The 15,481-nt window shown below is 56.1% G+C and carries 14 protein-coding genes; 3 read left to right on the plus strand and 11 right to left on the minus strand.

Going from position 1 to position 15,481, the window contains the following annotated elements; translation table 11 throughout:
* A complete protein-coding gene (gene exaC / locus ACN9MQ_RS00735) occupies nt 1-1,539 on the plus strand; it encodes an acetaldehyde dehydrogenase ExaC (RefSeq protein ID WP_426021482.1) in 1,539 nt (512 codons plus the stop codon).
* Here the strand turns inward: exaC and ACN9MQ_RS00740 are convergent.
* Complete coding sequence (locus ACN9MQ_RS00740) at nt 1,536-2,501, minus strand: LysR family transcriptional regulator (protein WP_059305611.1); 966 nt, start codon at nt 2,499-2,501, stop codon at nt 1,536-1,538. The two genes, exaC and ACN9MQ_RS00740, sit on opposite strands and share 4 nt — an antisense overlap.
* A gap of 117 nt (nt 2,502-2,618) precedes the next feature.
* Between ACN9MQ_RS00740 and ACN9MQ_RS00745 the strand changes: the two genes are divergently transcribed.
* Nucleotides 2,619-3,359, plus strand: a complete 741-nt coding sequence (locus ACN9MQ_RS00745; protein WP_014168097.1) for a MipA/OmpV family protein — start codon at nt 2,619-2,621, stop codon at nt 3,357-3,359.
* A gap of 94 nt (nt 3,360-3,453) precedes the next feature.
* On the opposite strand, the gene ACN9MQ_RS00750 is transcribed toward ACN9MQ_RS00745, so the two are convergent.
* Nucleotides 3,454-5,409, minus strand: coding sequence for a glycoside hydrolase family 127 protein (locus tag ACN9MQ_RS00750; RefSeq protein ID WP_426021481.1), 1,956 nt, complete (start codon nt 5,407-5,409; stop codon nt 3,454-3,456).
* Between the two features lie 10 nt (nt 5,410-5,419).
* Nucleotides 5,420-6,820 carry an MFS transporter gene (locus ACN9MQ_RS00755; protein WP_032679341.1) on the minus strand — a complete coding sequence of 467 codons (1,401 nt, stop codon included), beginning with the start codon at nt 6,818-6,820 and terminating at the stop codon, nt 5,420-5,422.
* A 224-nt stretch (nt 6,821-7,044) separates the two neighbouring features.
* Here ACN9MQ_RS00755 and ACN9MQ_RS00760 point away from each other — a divergent pair, with 224 nt between their 5' ends.
* Nucleotides 7,045-7,863, plus strand: a complete 819-nt coding sequence (locus tag ACN9MQ_RS00760) for a helix-turn-helix domain-containing protein (protein WP_025206441.1) — start codon at nt 7,045-7,047, stop codon at nt 7,861-7,863.
* On the opposite strand, the gene araD is transcribed toward ACN9MQ_RS00760, so the two are convergent.
* Genes araD through yiaK form a run of 8 tightly spaced genes read right to left on the minus strand, consistent with a single transcriptional unit; the run spans nt 7,864 to nt 15,413 of the window.
* A complete protein-coding gene (araD, locus tag ACN9MQ_RS00765) occupies nt 7,864-8,559 on the minus strand; it encodes an L-ribulose-5-phosphate 4-epimerase (RefSeq protein WP_014168101.1) in 696 nt (231 codons plus the stop codon). It lies immediately after the preceding gene.
* Nucleotides 8,553-9,413, minus strand: coding sequence for an L-ribulose-5-phosphate 3-epimerase (locus ACN9MQ_RS00770; protein ID WP_073397584.1), 861 nt, complete (start codon nt 9,411-9,413; stop codon nt 8,553-8,555). The genes araD and ACN9MQ_RS00770 overlap by 7 nt, the downstream gene beginning before the upstream one ends.
* A gap of 2 nt (nt 9,414-9,415) precedes the next feature.
* On the minus strand, nt 9,416-10,069 hold the full coding sequence (gene ulaD / locus ACN9MQ_RS00775) for a 3-keto-L-gulonate-6-phosphate decarboxylase UlaD (protein ID WP_426021479.1): 654 nt from the start codon (nt 10,067-10,069) through the stop codon (nt 9,416-9,418).
* The gene (locus ACN9MQ_RS00780) at nt 10,066-11,571 is read right to left on the minus strand and encodes an FGGY-family carbohydrate kinase (protein ID WP_426021478.1); all 1,506 of its coding nucleotides are present in this window, start codon (nt 11,569-11,571) and stop codon (nt 10,066-10,068) included. Before ACN9MQ_RS00780 ends, ulaD begins: the two co-directional genes overlap by 4 nt.
* A gap of 48 nt (nt 11,572-11,619) precedes the next feature.
* Nucleotides 11,620-12,939, minus strand: a complete 1,320-nt coding sequence (locus tag ACN9MQ_RS00785; protein ID WP_047742797.1) for an MFS transporter — start codon at nt 12,937-12,939, stop codon at nt 11,620-11,622.
* A 43-nt stretch (nt 12,940-12,982) separates the two neighbouring features.
* A complete protein-coding gene (locus tag ACN9MQ_RS00790) occupies nt 12,983-13,909 on the minus strand; it encodes a DUF4862 family protein (RefSeq protein WP_426021477.1) in 927 nt (308 codons plus the stop codon).
* Between the two features lie 27 nt (nt 13,910-13,936).
* The gene (locus ACN9MQ_RS00795; protein ID WP_020882655.1) at nt 13,937-14,404 is read right to left on the minus strand and encodes a YhcH/YjgK/YiaL family protein; all 468 of its coding nucleotides are present in this window, start codon (nt 14,402-14,404) and stop codon (nt 13,937-13,939) included.
* Nucleotides 14,405-14,414: 10 nt separating this feature from the next.
* Nucleotides 14,415-15,413, minus strand: coding sequence for a 3-dehydro-L-gulonate 2-dehydrogenase (gene yiaK / locus ACN9MQ_RS00800; RefSeq protein WP_014168108.1), 999 nt, complete (start codon nt 15,411-15,413; stop codon nt 14,415-14,417).
* Nucleotides 15,414-15,481: the final 68 nt, after the last annotated feature.

Consider the following 15,481-nt stretch of genomic DNA (forward strand, 5'->3'; position numbering starts at 1 on the left):
ATGACAAACAATCCTCCCTCATCGCGTATCCAGCCTGGCGAGTATGGTTTTCCCCTCAAGCTGAAGCCCCGTTATGAAAACTTTATCGGCGGCGACTGGGTTGCACCCGTCGGCGGCGAATACTATTCCAATCTGACGCCCGTTACCGGCCAGCCGCTGTGTGAAATAGCCAGCTCCAGCAAGGGGGATATCGACCTGGCGCTGGACGCCGCGCACAAAGCCAAAGACAAATGGGGGCATACCTCTGTTCAGGACAGAGCGGCGATATTGTTCAAAATCGCTGACCGGATGGAACAGAATCTGGAGCTGCTGGCAACGGCGGAAACCTGGGATAACGGCAAGCCAATCCGTGAAACAATGGCGGCAGACGTGCCGCTGGCCATTGACCACTTCCGCTATTTTGCCTCCTGTATTCGCGCTCAGGAGGGCGGAATTAGCGAGGTAGACAGCGACACCGTGGCGTACCACTTCCACGAACCGCTGGGCGTGGTGGGGCAGATCATTCCGTGGAACTTCCCGTTGCTGATGGCGAGCTGGAAAATGGCGCCCGCGCTGGCGGCGGGTAACTGCATTGTGCTCAAACCGGCCCGCCTGACCCCGCAGTCAGTCCTGCTGCTGATGGAAGTCATTGGCGACCTTCTCCCGCCAGGCGTGATTAACGTGGTGAACGGTGCGGGGGGTGAGATAGGGGAATATCTGGCGACCTCAAAACGGATCGCCAAAGTCGCGTTTACCGGGTCGACGGAAGTGGGTCAGCAGATCATGCAGTACGCGACCCAGAACATCATTCCAGTGACCCTGGAGCTGGGCGGTAAATCGCCGAACATTTTCTTCGCCGACGTCATGGAGGAAGAGGATGCCTTCTTCGATAAAGCCCTGGAAGGCTTTGCGCTGTTTGCCTTTAACCAGGGTGAAGTCTGTACCTGCCCAAGCCGCGCGCTGGTGCAGGAGTCTATCTATGAGCGCTTTATGGAGCGAGCCATTCGCCGCGTCGAGTCTATCCGCAGCGGTAACCCGCTTGATAACGTGACCCAGATGGGCGCGCAGGTCTCGCACGGGCAGATGGACACTATCCTCAACTACATTGATATTGGCAAGAAAGAAGGGGCGGATGTCCTGACCGGCGGTCGGCGTAAAATGCTGGGCGGCGATCTGCAGGACGGATATTACCTGGAGCCGACGATCCTGTTCGGCAAAAACAACATGCGCGTCTTCCAGGAGGAAATTTTCGGACCGGTGCTGGCCGTCACCACCTTCAAAACGATGGAAGAGGCGCTGGAGATTGCTAACGATACGCCGTATGGCCTCGGGGCTGGCGTCTGGAGCCGCAACGGTAATCTGGCTTATAAAATGGGGCGGGGCATTCAGGCCGGGCGCGTGTGGACCAACTGCTACCATGCTTATCCGGCGCACGCGGCCTTTGGGGGCTATAAGCAGTCGGGCATCGGGCGTGAAACCCACAAGATGATGCTGGAGCATTATCAGCAGACGAAATGCCTGCTGGTGAGTTATTCCGATAAACCACTGGGGCTGTTCTAACCCTCCAGCTCAGGTTGCCCCTGGGCAGCCTGAGCAATTTGCTGACGCAGGCAGTTCAGTACGCCGTCCAGAATGTACTGCACGCGCCAGGGCTGGTATTCACGTTTGCGGAATATCGCCGTCAGGTCGAGCCACCACTCTTCCTGATGGGGGAAGCAGGGAACCAGAGAACCACTCTTAAGCTCTTTTTTCAGGCTTTCTTTCGGCGCAAAAACAATACCGAGATTATTTCGTGCCAGTTCCAGCGCCGTCTGCGTATTGTCGCAAATATAATTTCCGGTCACTCTGTAATCATATACGGTCTCACTACCGTGGACGCGGAAACGCCAGATGTTCGCCTCATCCACCAGCATCGAGTCTATTAAAATACAGGAGTGATTCATTAAATCTTCAGGTCCGGTTAAGGGGTGGTTTTTCAAATATTCTTCTGTGGCAAATGCCGTGACGGAATATTTCGTTAACACACTGGCGACCAGACTTTCATCTTTCGGCTGAGCATAGGTAATGAGAATATCGCAATCATCGGGGAACGAGACCCCTTCGGAATATTCATTACGATCCAGGTTGTACGTTTTTAACGAGATGCGGATATCACCGATGTCCTCAATCTGATGGATCACGTGTCGCGCCAGATACATCACGATACCCGTTGGGGCGTAAATGGTCACTTTTCCGCGCTTCTCATGCTTATAATCAGCAATGAAATTAATGAGCTGGCTATTTTTATCCAGCGTGGCGTCAATGTAGGGGAGTAACGCTTCGCCAAATTGGGTTAGCGCCAGCTGACGGGTCGTGCGCTCAAATACCTTAAGACCGACACGCGTTTCAAAATCAGAAAGGTATTTACTGACGTTAGCCTGTGCCATACCCAGCAGGGCGGCGGCATCGCCAATACTGTGGGTGGCTGCGATGACGGAAATAATTTTTAACTCGCGTGGCTTTAGCTGGAACTTATTCATCATGCGCACCCATCTATATGTTTTTATATATAATATTATATAAACTGCAGCGTTGCATTGGCAAATTTGTAACCATTATTATTCGCCTCGCTTGTTTGGCGTCTAAATGGATTACATGTAATGACTATTAAATACAATTTACTCATCGCAGCCACGTTATTTGCAACATCATCTGCAATGGCTGGTGACTTTTCACTTGGGGCGGGGGCTGTATTTAATGAGTCGCCTTATAAAGGATATAACGAAAATACCACGGCGGTACCGTTAATTAGCTATGAAGGCGACCGGTTTTATATTCGCCAGACCACTGGCGGATGGATCCTGTGGAAAGACGAAAAAAATGAATTCAGCATGACCGCATCGTGGATGCCACTGCGATTTGATCCTGAAGATAACGACGACGCTCAGATGAAACACCTCGATGAGCGTAAAGCATCAGCGTTTCTCGGCGGGGCGTACTACCGCCATGAACACTGGGGCTCGCTGAAAGTGGCGGTCTCGGGTGATGCGATGGATGAGAGCGGCGGCGTGATCGGTGAAATCTCATACTTCCGTCCGGTTCGGATGGAACGTCTGACGCTGACGCCATCGGTAGGTATTTTCTACAGCGACGAAAGCTATAACGATTACTACTACGGCGTATCCGGCAATGAGTCTCGCCGCTCAGGCCTCAATGAATACACCGCAGGTGATAGCTGGACGCCGTATGTGGGTCTCGCGGCTAAATATCAGTTAACCCAGAATCTGTTTATCAACGCCAGCGCGGTCTATACCGTGTTACCTGACGACGTGAAGAACAGTCCGATGATCGACCGCGAAGACAGTTTCGCGCTGATGACCGGCATGTCCTGGCGTTTCTGATCTAAAGCCGGGTGGCGATTGCCTACCCGGCCTCGGTTTTTATCTCCCGCGCCTGTGGGAGAGGGTTGGGGTGAGGCTGACAGGACAGATGCCTTCAGGCCTCATCCACCCAAATCCGCATTTCCCCTTCTCCCCGGTTTGCCCAGCTGAACCACGGAATAAAGGTCAACGTCCGGGGCTGGCGCTGCACCGGGGCGCGATCGTACTGCCACAGTGCCTGCGTGCCTTCCTCATCAGCGTGACGCGCGATGCCCTCCGCCTGAATCAGTATCTTGTGCGCAAAGATCCCTTTTCCTTCAAAGACCCGAAATTCGCTCTGCTCAGGCAGGGAGAGGTTATGCAGGTTCGCGCCATTGTCGGCCTCTTCCAGGCAGTAGACCAGCGGGCCACGCTGCAGCGCGACTTTGCCGGCCTGCTGGCGTACCAGCGGGTTACCGTACACGCGGCGGACCGGCATGGGTAAGGTCAGCGTAAGGGTATCTCCCTCCTGCCAGCGGCGGGTGAGGTACAGATACCCCCGGGAGACATCACCCGTGACACTTTCGCCGTTCAGTGACACAGCCGGGCTTGCGCACCAGTCCGGTAAACGTAGTGCCAGCGTGTGGGTCACCGGGGCAGGTGAGGTGACCTCGATGTTGACCTCTTCCTGCCACGGATAATTACCGCTAATCCGTAGCTGTAAGGTGCCCTCATCTACCGGTATGGCGACGTCGTTCCCCACATAGAGGTTGATAAAGAGCGCGTCCTGACGAACGGTATAGAGATAGTGGCCCAGCGAAGTGAGCACGCGGGCGATATTGGGCGGGCAACAGGCGCAGCCGAACCAGCGCTGGCGAACCGGCTTAACGTGGTCGTAAACATGATTAAATGCCAGCGTTTTAGGGTGTACCTCCAGCGGGTTCACATAGAAGAAATGTTTACCGTCCAGCGCCATGCCGCTCAGTACCGTGTTGTATAAGGCACGCTCCATCACGTCGGCGTACTGGCTGTCCGCTTCCATCTCCAGCATCCGGCGGGCAAACATCATCAGGCCAATGGAGGCGCAGCTTTCGGCATATACCGTATCGTTAGGCAAATCGTAATCGCTGCTGAAGGCTTCGCCACTGCTTTGCGAGCCGATCCCGCCGGTAATATAGAGCTGTCGCTGGGCCATGTTATTCCACAGCCGCAGGCAGTCCTGGCGTCTATCCTCGTCATGACTCAGGCGAGCAAGATGCGCCATGCCCGCCATCAGATAGACAAATCGAACCGCGTGGCCGATGGCGGTGTGTTGTTCGGCAAGCGGTTGATGCGCCTGGCTATAGGCTTTGTCCTTGACCATCCACGCCGGGCCGTACGTGTTCCAGTACGATGTCCGGCCCCGTTTCTCATATTCGATATCGTAGAAATGAGGCTGTGTGCCGCGCGTGTCGATAAAATATTTCACAAGGGCCAGGTAACGCGGTTCCTGAGTGACGTCGTAAAGCCGCATAAGCGCGAGCTCAATTTCCGGATGGCCCGGATAACCGTGAAGCTGCTCCTCGCCGGGGCCAAAGACCCGGTCGATATGGTCCGCCAGTTTGCATACCACCTCCAGCAGACGGCGTTTTCCGGTCCCCTGAAAATAGGCCACGCCGGCTTCAATCATATGTCCGGCGCAGTACAGTTCGTGGCATTCGGCAAGGTTCGTCCAGCGCTCGCCGGGTGCTTTCACCGTGAAGTAGGTGTTGAGATAGCCATCGTCACACTGCGCCGCCGCAATCAGCTCAATCACCTCATCGGCGGTTTTTTCACGTTCCGGGTCGGGCTTCTGGCACAACGACCACGCGACGGCTTCCAGCCATTTCGCCACGTCGCTGTCCTGAAACACCATCCCATAGAACTCCCCCTGTTCCAGCCCTGCCGCAATGCGGAAGTTGGTGATGGCGTGACTCGGTTCGGCTTCGGTAACGCGATCGTTTAGCGCATCCCACTGGTAGGGGATCACCACATCACGCACCAGCCGCTGATACTGACCGAGAAACGGGTCGTTGATGTTCAGTGTGTGCAGGTCGGCTTCCATTATGGACATGTCATTCTCCTCAGGACGATACGTGACGCTGGCGCAGATCGGTGGCAATGCGCGACATCATGGGATTGTTGAGTCTGCACCAGCGGATTGAGACCGCCAGCAGCAGGTGGAAGAGGGCGGGGAGCAGTGTCTCCATCGCAGTAATTCCCTGCAACGAGGCTGGCGTCTGGTTGCCCGCGCCCGGCTGGTAGGCGACGGCGATAAACACCAGGCTGATGATCCCGGCGCTGGACGCCCAGGCGAGCTTGATGAAAAACAGATTAAAAGCGAAGTTCATGCCAGATGAACGTACCCCGTTTTTCCACTCACCATAGTCATCTGCAAATGCCATCAGCGAGAAGTGCAGGGGCAGGGTAAAACCGAGAATGACGCCGTTACTCAGAATAACGATCAGCCAGAGCGTCTGATGAGCCGGACCGCCTGGCAGAAACCACATTCCCGCCGCGAGCGCGGCCAGCACGAGGTTGGTGTAGTAATAGAGTTTGACGGTATCATTCCGGCGAGAAAGGGGATTCACGATCACCGCGCCGAGAATGGCCGCAAAGGTCACCATCGTGAAGAACAGCGAGGTATAAGCGGTACTGCCCTGGAGCACGTAGGTGATGAAGTACATGTAGCCGCCGCCACGAATGTTGAAGACGTTGATCAGCAGGAATGACATCACCAGCATCAGCAGGAGCTGATCGTTGTTGCGCAGGCCGGCCAGGTGCTCGCGTAAGGTGAATTTGCCCATCAGCGCCAGCGGGACGCGCTCACGCACCCAGAAGAAGCAGCAGAGGAACATCACCACGGCGATGGCGCACAACACCCCAACGCCGAGTTGATAGCCTCGGGCAGCGTTGCCCTCGCCCAGCGCTGCGACCAGCCACGGCAGGCCAACAGAGACCAAAAAGCCCGCCACACCGCACAGCACAAAGCGCCATGACTGGCAGGAGATGACCTCGCTGTGGCGGGTGGTCATGGTGTTGATCAGTGCGCAGTAGGGCACGTTGATGGCGGTATAGCCCACTGACAACAGCAGATAGGTACCAAACGCCCAGGCGATTTTCACCCCCATGCTGGCGTCAGGCACGGTGAAGGTCAGTACACCGATAACCCCGACAGGAAGCGCCACCCACAGCTGCCACGGGCGAAAACGCCCCCAACGGCTTTGTGTTCGGTCGGCAATCACCCCCATCACCGGATCGGAAATGGCATCAAACACGCGCAGGGCAATAAACAGCGTGCCAACGAGCGCAGGCGTCAGACCAAAAACGTCGGTGTAGAAGAAGGTAAGAAAATTCATGATCAGGCAGGTAATGACCGTGCCACCCGCGTCACCCAGGCCGTAGCCTATTTTTTCGCGGACTGACAGGCGGTCATCCATAGCCCCTTGTACGACCTGTGATTCTGTAATCGGTGTGGAAGTCATGAGGTAACTCCTCGGTAATCGATTTTTATCGTATTTATGCAAGGTACCCCATTCATTCTGCACCGAACGCTCAGGCCAACAAGGGAAGGGAAAAGTATAAAAAGGTGACGATTCCGACCTGATGATAAATTTGTGATTTCGATCGGGAAGGCAGGAAGATATTCATTAATAATCAAAGCATAAGATGAATATTAATGGCAATTAGAGCGGAATGGTGAATATCCATGCTTGAATTATCCATAGCGCTTCCGATTAAAGTGCAAAATGGTGGGCTCTTTATTTCCCGGGGCGTGGGCCGGCATCCGGCGCGCAAATTAACCTCGTGGGAGATTATCTTCGTCGAAAAAGGGACATTAACGATCCAGGAAGAAAACACGCTCTTTGAGGTGAAAGCGGGAGAGAGCTTACTGCTCTGGCCGGCGCGTCGACACGTGGGGACAGAAGATTTCCCGGCGGACCTGCGGTTCTACTGGCTGCATTTTGAGGTCGAAGCGCAATCGTCGCCTTTGCCACATGCTTTTCCGGTGGCCATTGAACAACATTGCTGCGTGCGCGATGCTCAATATGTGATTGCGCTATTCCGGCAATTCCTGAGTGAGCAGGAAAAATTACAGCGAAGCGTGGCGCTGGAAATGATTTTGCTGCTGATTTTACAGCAAGTGTCGATCTCCTCAGGTTATGAAGACAGAGCCGATGAAGCCGGCGCGGCCATGGCATGGAAGGCAAAACAGCTTATTCGCACGCAGTTTCATCTGCCGCTTTCCACATCGCAACTGGCAAAAGCCTTGCACTGCAATGCCGATTATCTGGGACGCGTATTTCGCCGGACCTTTCACTTAACCCTGACGGAGGCGATCCATCGCCAGCGCGTCAGGGCGGCAGAAAAGCTGTTGCTGAACGACTCCGCGTCCCTGACCGAAGTGGCAACCCGCTGCGGTTTTAATGATGTCGGGTATTTCCGGCAGATATTTTCAAAGCATACCGGCTTAACGCCCGCCGTCTGGAAACGGCGGTACTGTAAGGAGCATATTAATTCCGGGTAATCACTGCCCGTAGTAGGCATTTGCTCCATGCTTGCGCAGGTAATGTTTATCGAGCAGTTCCTGCTGCATCGTCGGTAGTTGTGGCGCAAGCTGGCGTGAAAACAGCCCCATAAAGGCGCACTCTTCCAGCACCACAGCGTTATGTACCGCATCGGCCGCATTTTTTCCCCAGGTGAACGGGCCGTGAGAATGCACCAGCACCGCCGGGATCTGCATCGGGTTTACGTCGCGCTCCTCAAAGGTTTTGATGATCACTTCACCGGTCTGGTATTCGTATTCACCCGCAATTTCAGCCGGGGTCATCAACCGCGTGCAGGGGATCGCACCATAAAAATAGTCAGCGTGCGTGGTACCCCATGCCGGTAAATCCTGCCCTGCCTGCGCCCAGACAGTGGCGTGGCGGGAATGGGTATGCACAATGCCGCCAATTTCAGGGTAACGGCGATACAGCGCCAGGTGGGTTGGCGTGTCGGAAGAGGGTTTTTTAACCCCCTCGACCACCTGACCCGTGGCAATGTCCACCACCACCATATCCTCTGCGGACATCACGTCATACTCCACGCCGGAGGGTTTAATCACCATCAGGCCGCGTTCACGATCCACCGCACTGACGTTGCCCCAGGTGAAAGTCACCAGCTGGTGGGCGGGCAGCGCCAGGTTTGCCGCCAGGACCTCGGCTTTGAGTTGTTCTAACATGTCATTCCTCCTTCCTGCATCCGGGCTTCAATCCAGCGGCGTGCCTGGATGATTTCCAGTACCGGCTCTTTGGCTTTTTCAGTCCACATTTCAATCAGAAATGCGCCGCGATAATTGAGCTGATTCAGCGTGTTAAATATGCCCACGAAATCGACGCACCCCTCGCCGAACGGTACGTCACGAAACTGTCCGGGGCTTTGTTCAGTCACGGGCTGGGTATCTTTCAGGTGGATGGCGGCGATGCGATCGATGCCCAGCGTCAGCTCGGCGGCCACATCGTTACCCCACGCGCTCAGGTTGCCGACGTCCGGATAAACGCTGAACCATGGCGAAGCGAGCATTTCGTCCCACTTTTTCCATTTGCTGATGGAGTTCATAAACGCGGTATCCATGATCTCCACTGCCAGCATGACCTGCGCGGCGGCGGCCTGCTCCACGGCCCATGCCAGCCCTTCGGCAAAGCGTTGCCGGGTACCTTCGTCATGTTCTTCGTAATAGACGTCATACCCGGCAAGCTGGATGGTGCGAATACCGAGATCGCGCGCCAGACGGATGGCTTTGGTCATGATGGCGCGTGCGCGTTCGCGGGCGGTCTCGTCCCGGCTACCAAACGGGAAACGGCGGTGGGCAGACAGACACATCGACGGGATCGCGACCCCGGTTTCCAGCATCGCCTCAACCAGAGAGGCGCGCTGCGCGGTGTTCCATTCAAGGCGGGACAAACGCTCATCAGTTTCATCGATCGACATCTCGACAAAATCAAATCCGCAGCTTTTTGCCAGCACCAGGCGCTCTGGCCAGGTGAGCGCTTTCGGCAGCGCTTTTTCGTAGATACCTAACGGATGCTGACGCATGGTTACTCCCCCCAGATGTCGCGGATGTGTGAATGGAATGCATGGGCCACCTGCGGTGGGTTGGCAGCGCCTGTCAGTGCCCGTCCGGCAATAAACGCTTTCACATTGATCTGCTTAAACAGCGGCAGGTCGGCGGGGGTAATGCCGCCGGTGATCGAGAGCTGCAGGCCGATATCCGAGAGGGCTTTCATGCTGTCGAGATCCGCCTCGCCCCACTGCTGGCCGCTGGCCTGTGCGTCGCGCCCACGGTGATAAATGGCCTGTGTGACCCCGATACGGTGCCATTCACGCGCATCATCCAGCGTCCAGTGACCAAACAGCTCCATCTGAATTTCCCCGCCGCAGCGCAGAGCCACCTCGTGACCCTTCTCGACGGTTGCCAGCGGCGCGGCGCAGATGATGGTCATCCAGTTCGCGCCTGCGCCAAACGCCTGTTCAGCCAGCGTTTCTCCGGCATCGGCCACTTTCCAGTCAGCCACGATCGTTTTTTCCGGGCACTGCTGGCGCAGTGCGCGCACGGCATTAAGCCCTTCGGTGAGACACAAAATGGTGCCTGCTTCGATAATATCGACATGATCCGCAAGCCGCTCGACGTCGCGCTGTGCGGCCTGAAGTGAGGTATGGTCGAGCGCCAGCTGCAGTAATGGTCGGCTCATAGGTCGTGCTCCTTAACATGGGCGTGATAGCCCTGTAGTGCTGAAATCAGTAACTGGTAGCGCTGATACTTGCGCTGGTAGGCCGCATGGGCATGCTTGTCGGGTGTGATGACGCGAATGTGATGTCTGACAGCCTGCTGCGCGGTGCGGAAATCGGGATAAACGCCGGTACCCACCAGCGCGGCCAGCGCCGCGCCGGAACAGCCGGTCTCTTTGACCTGCGGCAGTTCTATTGCCAGACCGCTGACGTCCGCGAGCATTTGCATCCACACATCTGAATGGGCAGGGCCGCCGGTTACGCGCAATGCCTGCACGTGCGTGAAGCGCTGTAGCATGCGGTTAAGATGGGTCATATGGCTGAAGACCACACCTTCATAGACCGCCTGCAACAGATGCGCGCGGGTGTGTAGGGCCTGCATGCCGTAAAACCCGCAGGTCATCTCCAGCCCGGCGTTGCTGCCATAGAGGAACGGCAGGAAGAGCAGATCGCTTCCGGCTTTCGGCAGGCTGGCCACGGCCTGGTTGATCGCATCGAATGACATGTCGCCCCACTGTGTGGTCAGCCATTCGAGGTTACCGGACGAGGTGGGGCTGGCTTCGTGAACGATGTAGTGCTGCGGATGAACGTAGCGCCCATACACATAGGGATACGGCTCGTTATGGCCTATACCGTTGGCGATCCCGCTGGTGACAGCCCAGGTGCCCATCACGGCGTTGAGCGTGCTGTCGTCATGTAACCCGGCGCAGATCGCGGTGGAAACCACATCAAACAGCCCCCCCACAACGGGTGTACCCGCTGCGAGACCGGTCAGGGCGGCGGCCTGAGTGGTGATTTCCCCGCACATTTCTGCTGAACCGACGATCGGCGGCAGTGCGCCGTCAATTTCATCGATGCCGAGCCAGCGTGTGAGCTGCGGATCGTACTGCCCGGTGTTCATGTTGTAGAGATTGGATTCAGAGATGTTGCTCTCTTCACACCCTTTAACGCCGGTGAGGCACCAGCGCAGGTAGTCGTGCGCCATCATCACACAGCCAATCTGCTGATAACGGTGCGGTTCATTCTCTTTCACCCAACGCAGGAGGGAGGCGGGATGCCCCGTCCATAGCGTCTGGCGCGTATGCGGATAAAGCTTTTCAGGAATACCGTCCTGCTGCCAGCGCTGTACAATCTCCAGCGCCCGGCGGTCAGAGGAGAGCATGGCGTTGCCGAGCGGCTGGTCATGATCGTCCAGTAAAAACAGTCCCTTACCCTGTGCCGATATCCCGACGCCTTTGATTTGTGCGCCGCCAATGTCGGCCTTCTTAAGCAGCAGGGCGACGGTGGTGTGGCACTGCTGCCAGAGTTGGTGCATATCCCGCTCAGCGTGGCCTGCGTGTGGGCTGAGTGTGGCAACCGCGCGGCGCTCAATACAGACTTCCTGGCCCTGGCGGGTGTACAGACCGGCTTTCAGATACGTTCCGCCACAATCGATACCCAGCCAGAAGGGCTCTTTTTCACTCATCGTTGACTCTCTTGTCTTACGCCCTCTCTTCAGGAGAGGGCGGGGGGATCAGGCTGCGTGCTTATGCGGGTTCACGCCGGGGTTGGGTTCCGCTCCGGCATCGCATTTCGCCGGTAGCATCAGGGCGAGCAGCGAGGCCAGCGCCAGCGAAACCGCGAGGCAATACACCCCGGCATCTTTGCTGTAGAGGGTGATCAGCACGCCCACCGCGTAAGGGCCACAGAACCCACCGAGGTTACCCAGGGCGTTAATCACGCCGCGAGCGCCACCGGCCATCTCTGCGCTGAACAGGCGCGCCGGAATCGTCCAGAACACACCCGCAGCGGACTGCAGGAAGAAGCCACAGCCCACCAGCGCGGCATAGGCCAGCCAGATGTTCTCTTTCAACGCCACGGAGAGGAACATGCAGAGCGCGAAGCCAATCAGCGGCAGGGAGACGAACAGCTTGCGCTTGCCGGTACGGTCAGACAGTGAGGAGAACAGGAACATGCCCGCAATGGCGCCGACATAAGGCAGGATGGCGAGCATTCCCACCTGGCCGATGCTGGTATGCGTCAGCTCTTTGAGAATGGTCGGCAGCCAGAGGGTGTAACCGTAAATCCCGGTCTGGTAGAAGAAGTTCAGGGCAATCAGCTGCCACATGGTTTTGTCGGACAGAACCGCCCTCAGCGAGGCATTTTTCACCGCTTTTCCGGCAATAGCCTGCTGTTCTGCGGCCAGCGTTTGTATCAGATAATTTTTCTCGGCCTCGGAGATCCAGCGAGCCTCCTGCGGGCGGTCGTAGACGGTGAACACCCAGAGCACCAGCACCACAATGGACATCAGCCCTTCAATGATGAACAGCCAGCGCCAGTCAAGTGCGGTGATAATCCAGCCCGACAGGGGCGCGGTGATGATCCCCGCAATGGGAACAAACATGATGACAATCGCATTGGCGCGGCCGCGTTCGGCATCCGGGAACCAGTTACTGATCATCGTGAGCACCACGGGCAGCATCCCGCCTTCTGCCACACCGAGTAAGAAGCGCAGTGCCAGCAGTTGATACTGGTTGGTCACAACGCCGGTCAGGACCGAAATCACCGCCCAGGCAACCAGCGACCAGCCAATAAACTTCTTACCGCTGCCATGCACGGCAATCTTGCCGCCGGGCACCTGCAGGAACAGATAACCGATAAAGAAGATCCCACCCGCCAGGCCTGCCATGGTGGCAGAGATACCTAACTCTTCATCCATACCGCCTGGCATCGCAAATGCGATATTCACGCGGTCCATATATGAAATAATACAGGCGATAAGAATAGGCGGAATGATTCTTAACCAGCGCTGGCGCGGAATATCCGCTTGTAGAGCATGAGTAGAAATATTCATATTTAATATCTCAGTGAATGTAACCGGAATAAGATTTTTATTGTTATTGCGTTGCTTTTTTCATTTCACTAATGCCGTCGCGCAAAATAGAGATGCGATGGCTGACGTTAGCATTAGCATTTATTTCCAGTAATTTAATACCGGAGAATTTCAATGTTGCGGCGCTCGCCGCAGTAAAAAGTGCTTTTACCTGTTCGGTGGTCATTAAACTGTCGGCGCAGAACGGGGAAAATGGCGCGTGCAGATCCTGCCATTCGCCGTACGCTCCGCGAACGGAGGTCCCGGAGAACATCAGTGCGCCCAGCTTCCCGGCCTCAAGTGCAGCTTTAACATGTTCAGGCGGCAGCGTGGTATTGCGTCCTTCGATAGCCGACCGCGCCCAATTAATGCATACGCTGATATCCGTTTCTTTCACCACCTCAAGCACCTGCGCTAAGGGCAAAAAACCCTTGCGTGGCGCGGGGCCGGTCATGGCATCGCAGTGTTCAAGCACCAGGTCGCATGACCAGTCCCATGAGGTGATTTCACGTACAGAACGGGAAAACGCAGCGGTAGCTTGTTCAACAGACGGGTTTCCCGCCTGCGGCGCGGCTTGCATCTCCAGGGCAATAATTTTGCCTGGAAAGCGAGTATTGATGGCATCAATCTTTCGCAGCAGATGGCGGTAATATTCAACGCAGGCTTTGCGCTGTTCTTCATCGGCAGAGGCCAGGCCAAACGCGCCATTTGTGCCGCGGCGGCGCATGGTTTCCATCACCGCGGTAACCACCATTTGCCAGTCTCCCGGCGTATGGCGGAACAGCCATTCGTCACCCAACGGATGGAGATCCTCAAGACACGGTTGCTCCAGCCCGCGAATATCTGGCGTATCGGAAAGCGCTCGCCAGAAGTCCTGCTCTTCTTGTTCCCCTTGCTGGTGAAACGAGGGTGCGCAGGGGTACGCACCAATTATAAAACCGGTGTTAGTCATTTCGCATTCCCAATAGAGTTCAGAAAATTAATCTATTTCGCTGATTGCTACTTTCACCACAATTTTACGAATTGCCGATACCTTATTTTTAATGCAGGCAGGACGGTGAACATCCTGCGGAAAAAATATGGCGTACGTGCCGGGCGTCATTTCTATAAATGATTCATTTTCGCTGCCGTGATAAAAAATAATATCCCGCTGTTCCAGCAGCGATTCGCTTATTTCGTTATTGCCGGTATCAATGGCGACACCGATTTTCTCTTCACCCCATGCCAGAAACTGTATGTCCAGATAGCGACGGTGCACTTCGGGACGGTTCTCATCCCACGTCCGGGTGGTGAGGTCGAGCACCTGAGCAAAGATGTTACGTCCGTCAATGTCCACCACGCCAGGTGCCAGCGCCGTGAAATCCGTGGTGCGCAGAAAATCGAGTGCTTTCTCTATCGCCCGCGGCAGGCGACACGGATTTGGCTGCGATATATGTCCTAAAATCATGGCCCACTCCTTACAGAGACTGGATTTTCGCCCACACGCTGTCGTCAATGGTGATGCCGTTGCGGCGGTTCTCTTCGAGCAGACGTGTGAATTCATGACCCGGCAGTCGAACCGCGACGTTGTCATCAGCCCGCTCGGCGTTGATGATAAAGTCCATGATGCGCTGCAGTTTGGCATCGCGGGTGGGTCCGTCGATCAAACGATCGACCTCGATGGCGATAAAGATTTGTGACACGCCATATTCGTCGCTGTTGTCCTGGGTCACTTCCGCAACGGAGGATCCGTTGGAGAGCAGGGTTGCGATCATGTCGAGGACGATGGATAAGCCCGATCCTTTCCAGTAGCCCATCGGCAGAATGCGGCGGTTTTTCTCGATCACGCCAGGTTCTCTGGTGAGGTGCCCTTCATCATCAAAGCCCCCATCCACCGGCAACGTGCGTCCGGCCAGGCGATTCACTTCCAGCATGCCGTAGGAGAACATTGACATCGACATATCGACCATTGTGATCGGCGTAGACGGAATCGCCACGATCAGAGGGTTAGTGCCGATGCAGCACGCTTTCGAGCCCCAGGCTGGCATGACGGCAATGGAGTTAGTCCAGCAGATCCCGATGTACCCCTTCTCTGCGGCCTGCCAGCCGTAGCTGCCGCCGCGCATCCAGTGGTTGGCGTTTCGCAGTGCCACAAGGCCGATACCGTGGTCGGCGGCCAGTTCGGTGGCGCGATCCATCATCTTTTTCGCCGTCAGGTTGCCAATCGAACGTCGGGCATCCCACTGTTCGATGGCACCTAGCGAGGTCACCCGTGTTGGCTGGGCATCAGGAATGATGTCGCCGGCATCAAGCTGCTGAATGAAACGAGGGAAGCGGTTAACCCCGTGTGAATAGACGCCCGATTCCGTGGTGCGGGCAAACATCTCCGCGCAGGCGTCGGCGGTGTCCGCTTTTACGCCGCGATCGACCAGGACCCGCCTGAACGCCGCTTTTAACTCTTCAAAGGTCACTTTCATCCCTGTTCTCCTGTTTTTGTCGGGGCAAGTGCGAGTGCTTTTTTATCGCTAAATTTCACTATGCGAAA

It is taken from the genome of Enterobacter sp. R-25, from assembly GCF_049913205.1.
In the GTDB taxonomy this organism is placed as follows: domain Bacteria; phylum Pseudomonadota; class Gammaproteobacteria; order Enterobacterales; family Enterobacteriaceae; genus Enterobacter; species Enterobacter ludwigii.

Bases quoted from the DNA above. Each gene is read 5' to 3' on its own strand.
- exaC (WP_426021482.1), top strand. From the start codon at position 1: ATGACAAACAATCCTCCCTCATCGCGTATCCAGCCTGGCGAGTATGGT.
- ACN9MQ_RS00740 (WP_059305611.1), bottom strand. From the start codon at position 2,501: ATGATGAATAAGTTCCAGCTAAAGCCACGCGAGTTAAAAATTATTTCC.
- ACN9MQ_RS00745 (WP_014168097.1), top strand. From the start codon at position 2,619: ATGACTATTAAATACAATTTACTCATCGCAGCCACGTTATTTGCAACA.
- ACN9MQ_RS00750 (WP_426021481.1), bottom strand. From the start codon at position 5,409: ATGTCCATAATGGAAGCCGACCTGCACACACTGAACATCAACGACCCG.
- ACN9MQ_RS00755 (WP_032679341.1), bottom strand. From the start codon at position 6,820: ATGACTTCCACACCGATTACAGAATCACAGGTCGTACAAGGGGCTATG.
- ACN9MQ_RS00760 (WP_025206441.1), top strand. From the start codon at position 7,045: ATGCTTGAATTATCCATAGCGCTTCCGATTAAAGTGCAAAATGGTGGG.
- araD (WP_014168101.1), bottom strand. From the start codon at position 8,559: ATGTTAGAACAACTCAAAGCCGAGGTCCTGGCGGCAAACCTGGCGCTG.
- ACN9MQ_RS00770 (WP_073397584.1), bottom strand. From the start codon at position 9,413: ATGCGTCAGCATCCGTTAGGTATCTACGAAAAAGCGCTGCCGAAAGCG.
- ulaD (WP_426021479.1), bottom strand. From the start codon at position 10,069: ATGAGCCGACCATTACTGCAGCTGGCGCTCGACCATACCTCACTTCAG.
- ACN9MQ_RS00780 (WP_426021478.1), bottom strand. From the start codon at position 11,571: ATGAGTGAAAAAGAGCCCTTCTGGCTGGGTATCGATTGTGGCGGAACG.
- ACN9MQ_RS00785 (WP_047742797.1), bottom strand. From the start codon at position 12,939: ATGAATATTTCTACTCATGCTCTACAAGCGGATATTCCGCGCCAGCGC.
- ACN9MQ_RS00790 (WP_426021477.1), bottom strand. From the start codon at position 13,909: ATGACTAACACCGGTTTTATAATTGGTGCGTACCCCTGCGCACCCTCG.
- ACN9MQ_RS00795 (WP_020882655.1), bottom strand. From the start codon at position 14,404: ATGATTTTAGGACATATATCGCAGCCAAATCCGTGTCGCCTGCCGCGG.
- yiaK (WP_014168108.1), bottom strand. From the start codon at position 15,413: ATGAAAGTGACCTTTGAAGAGTTAAAAGCGGCGTTCAGGCGGGTCCTG.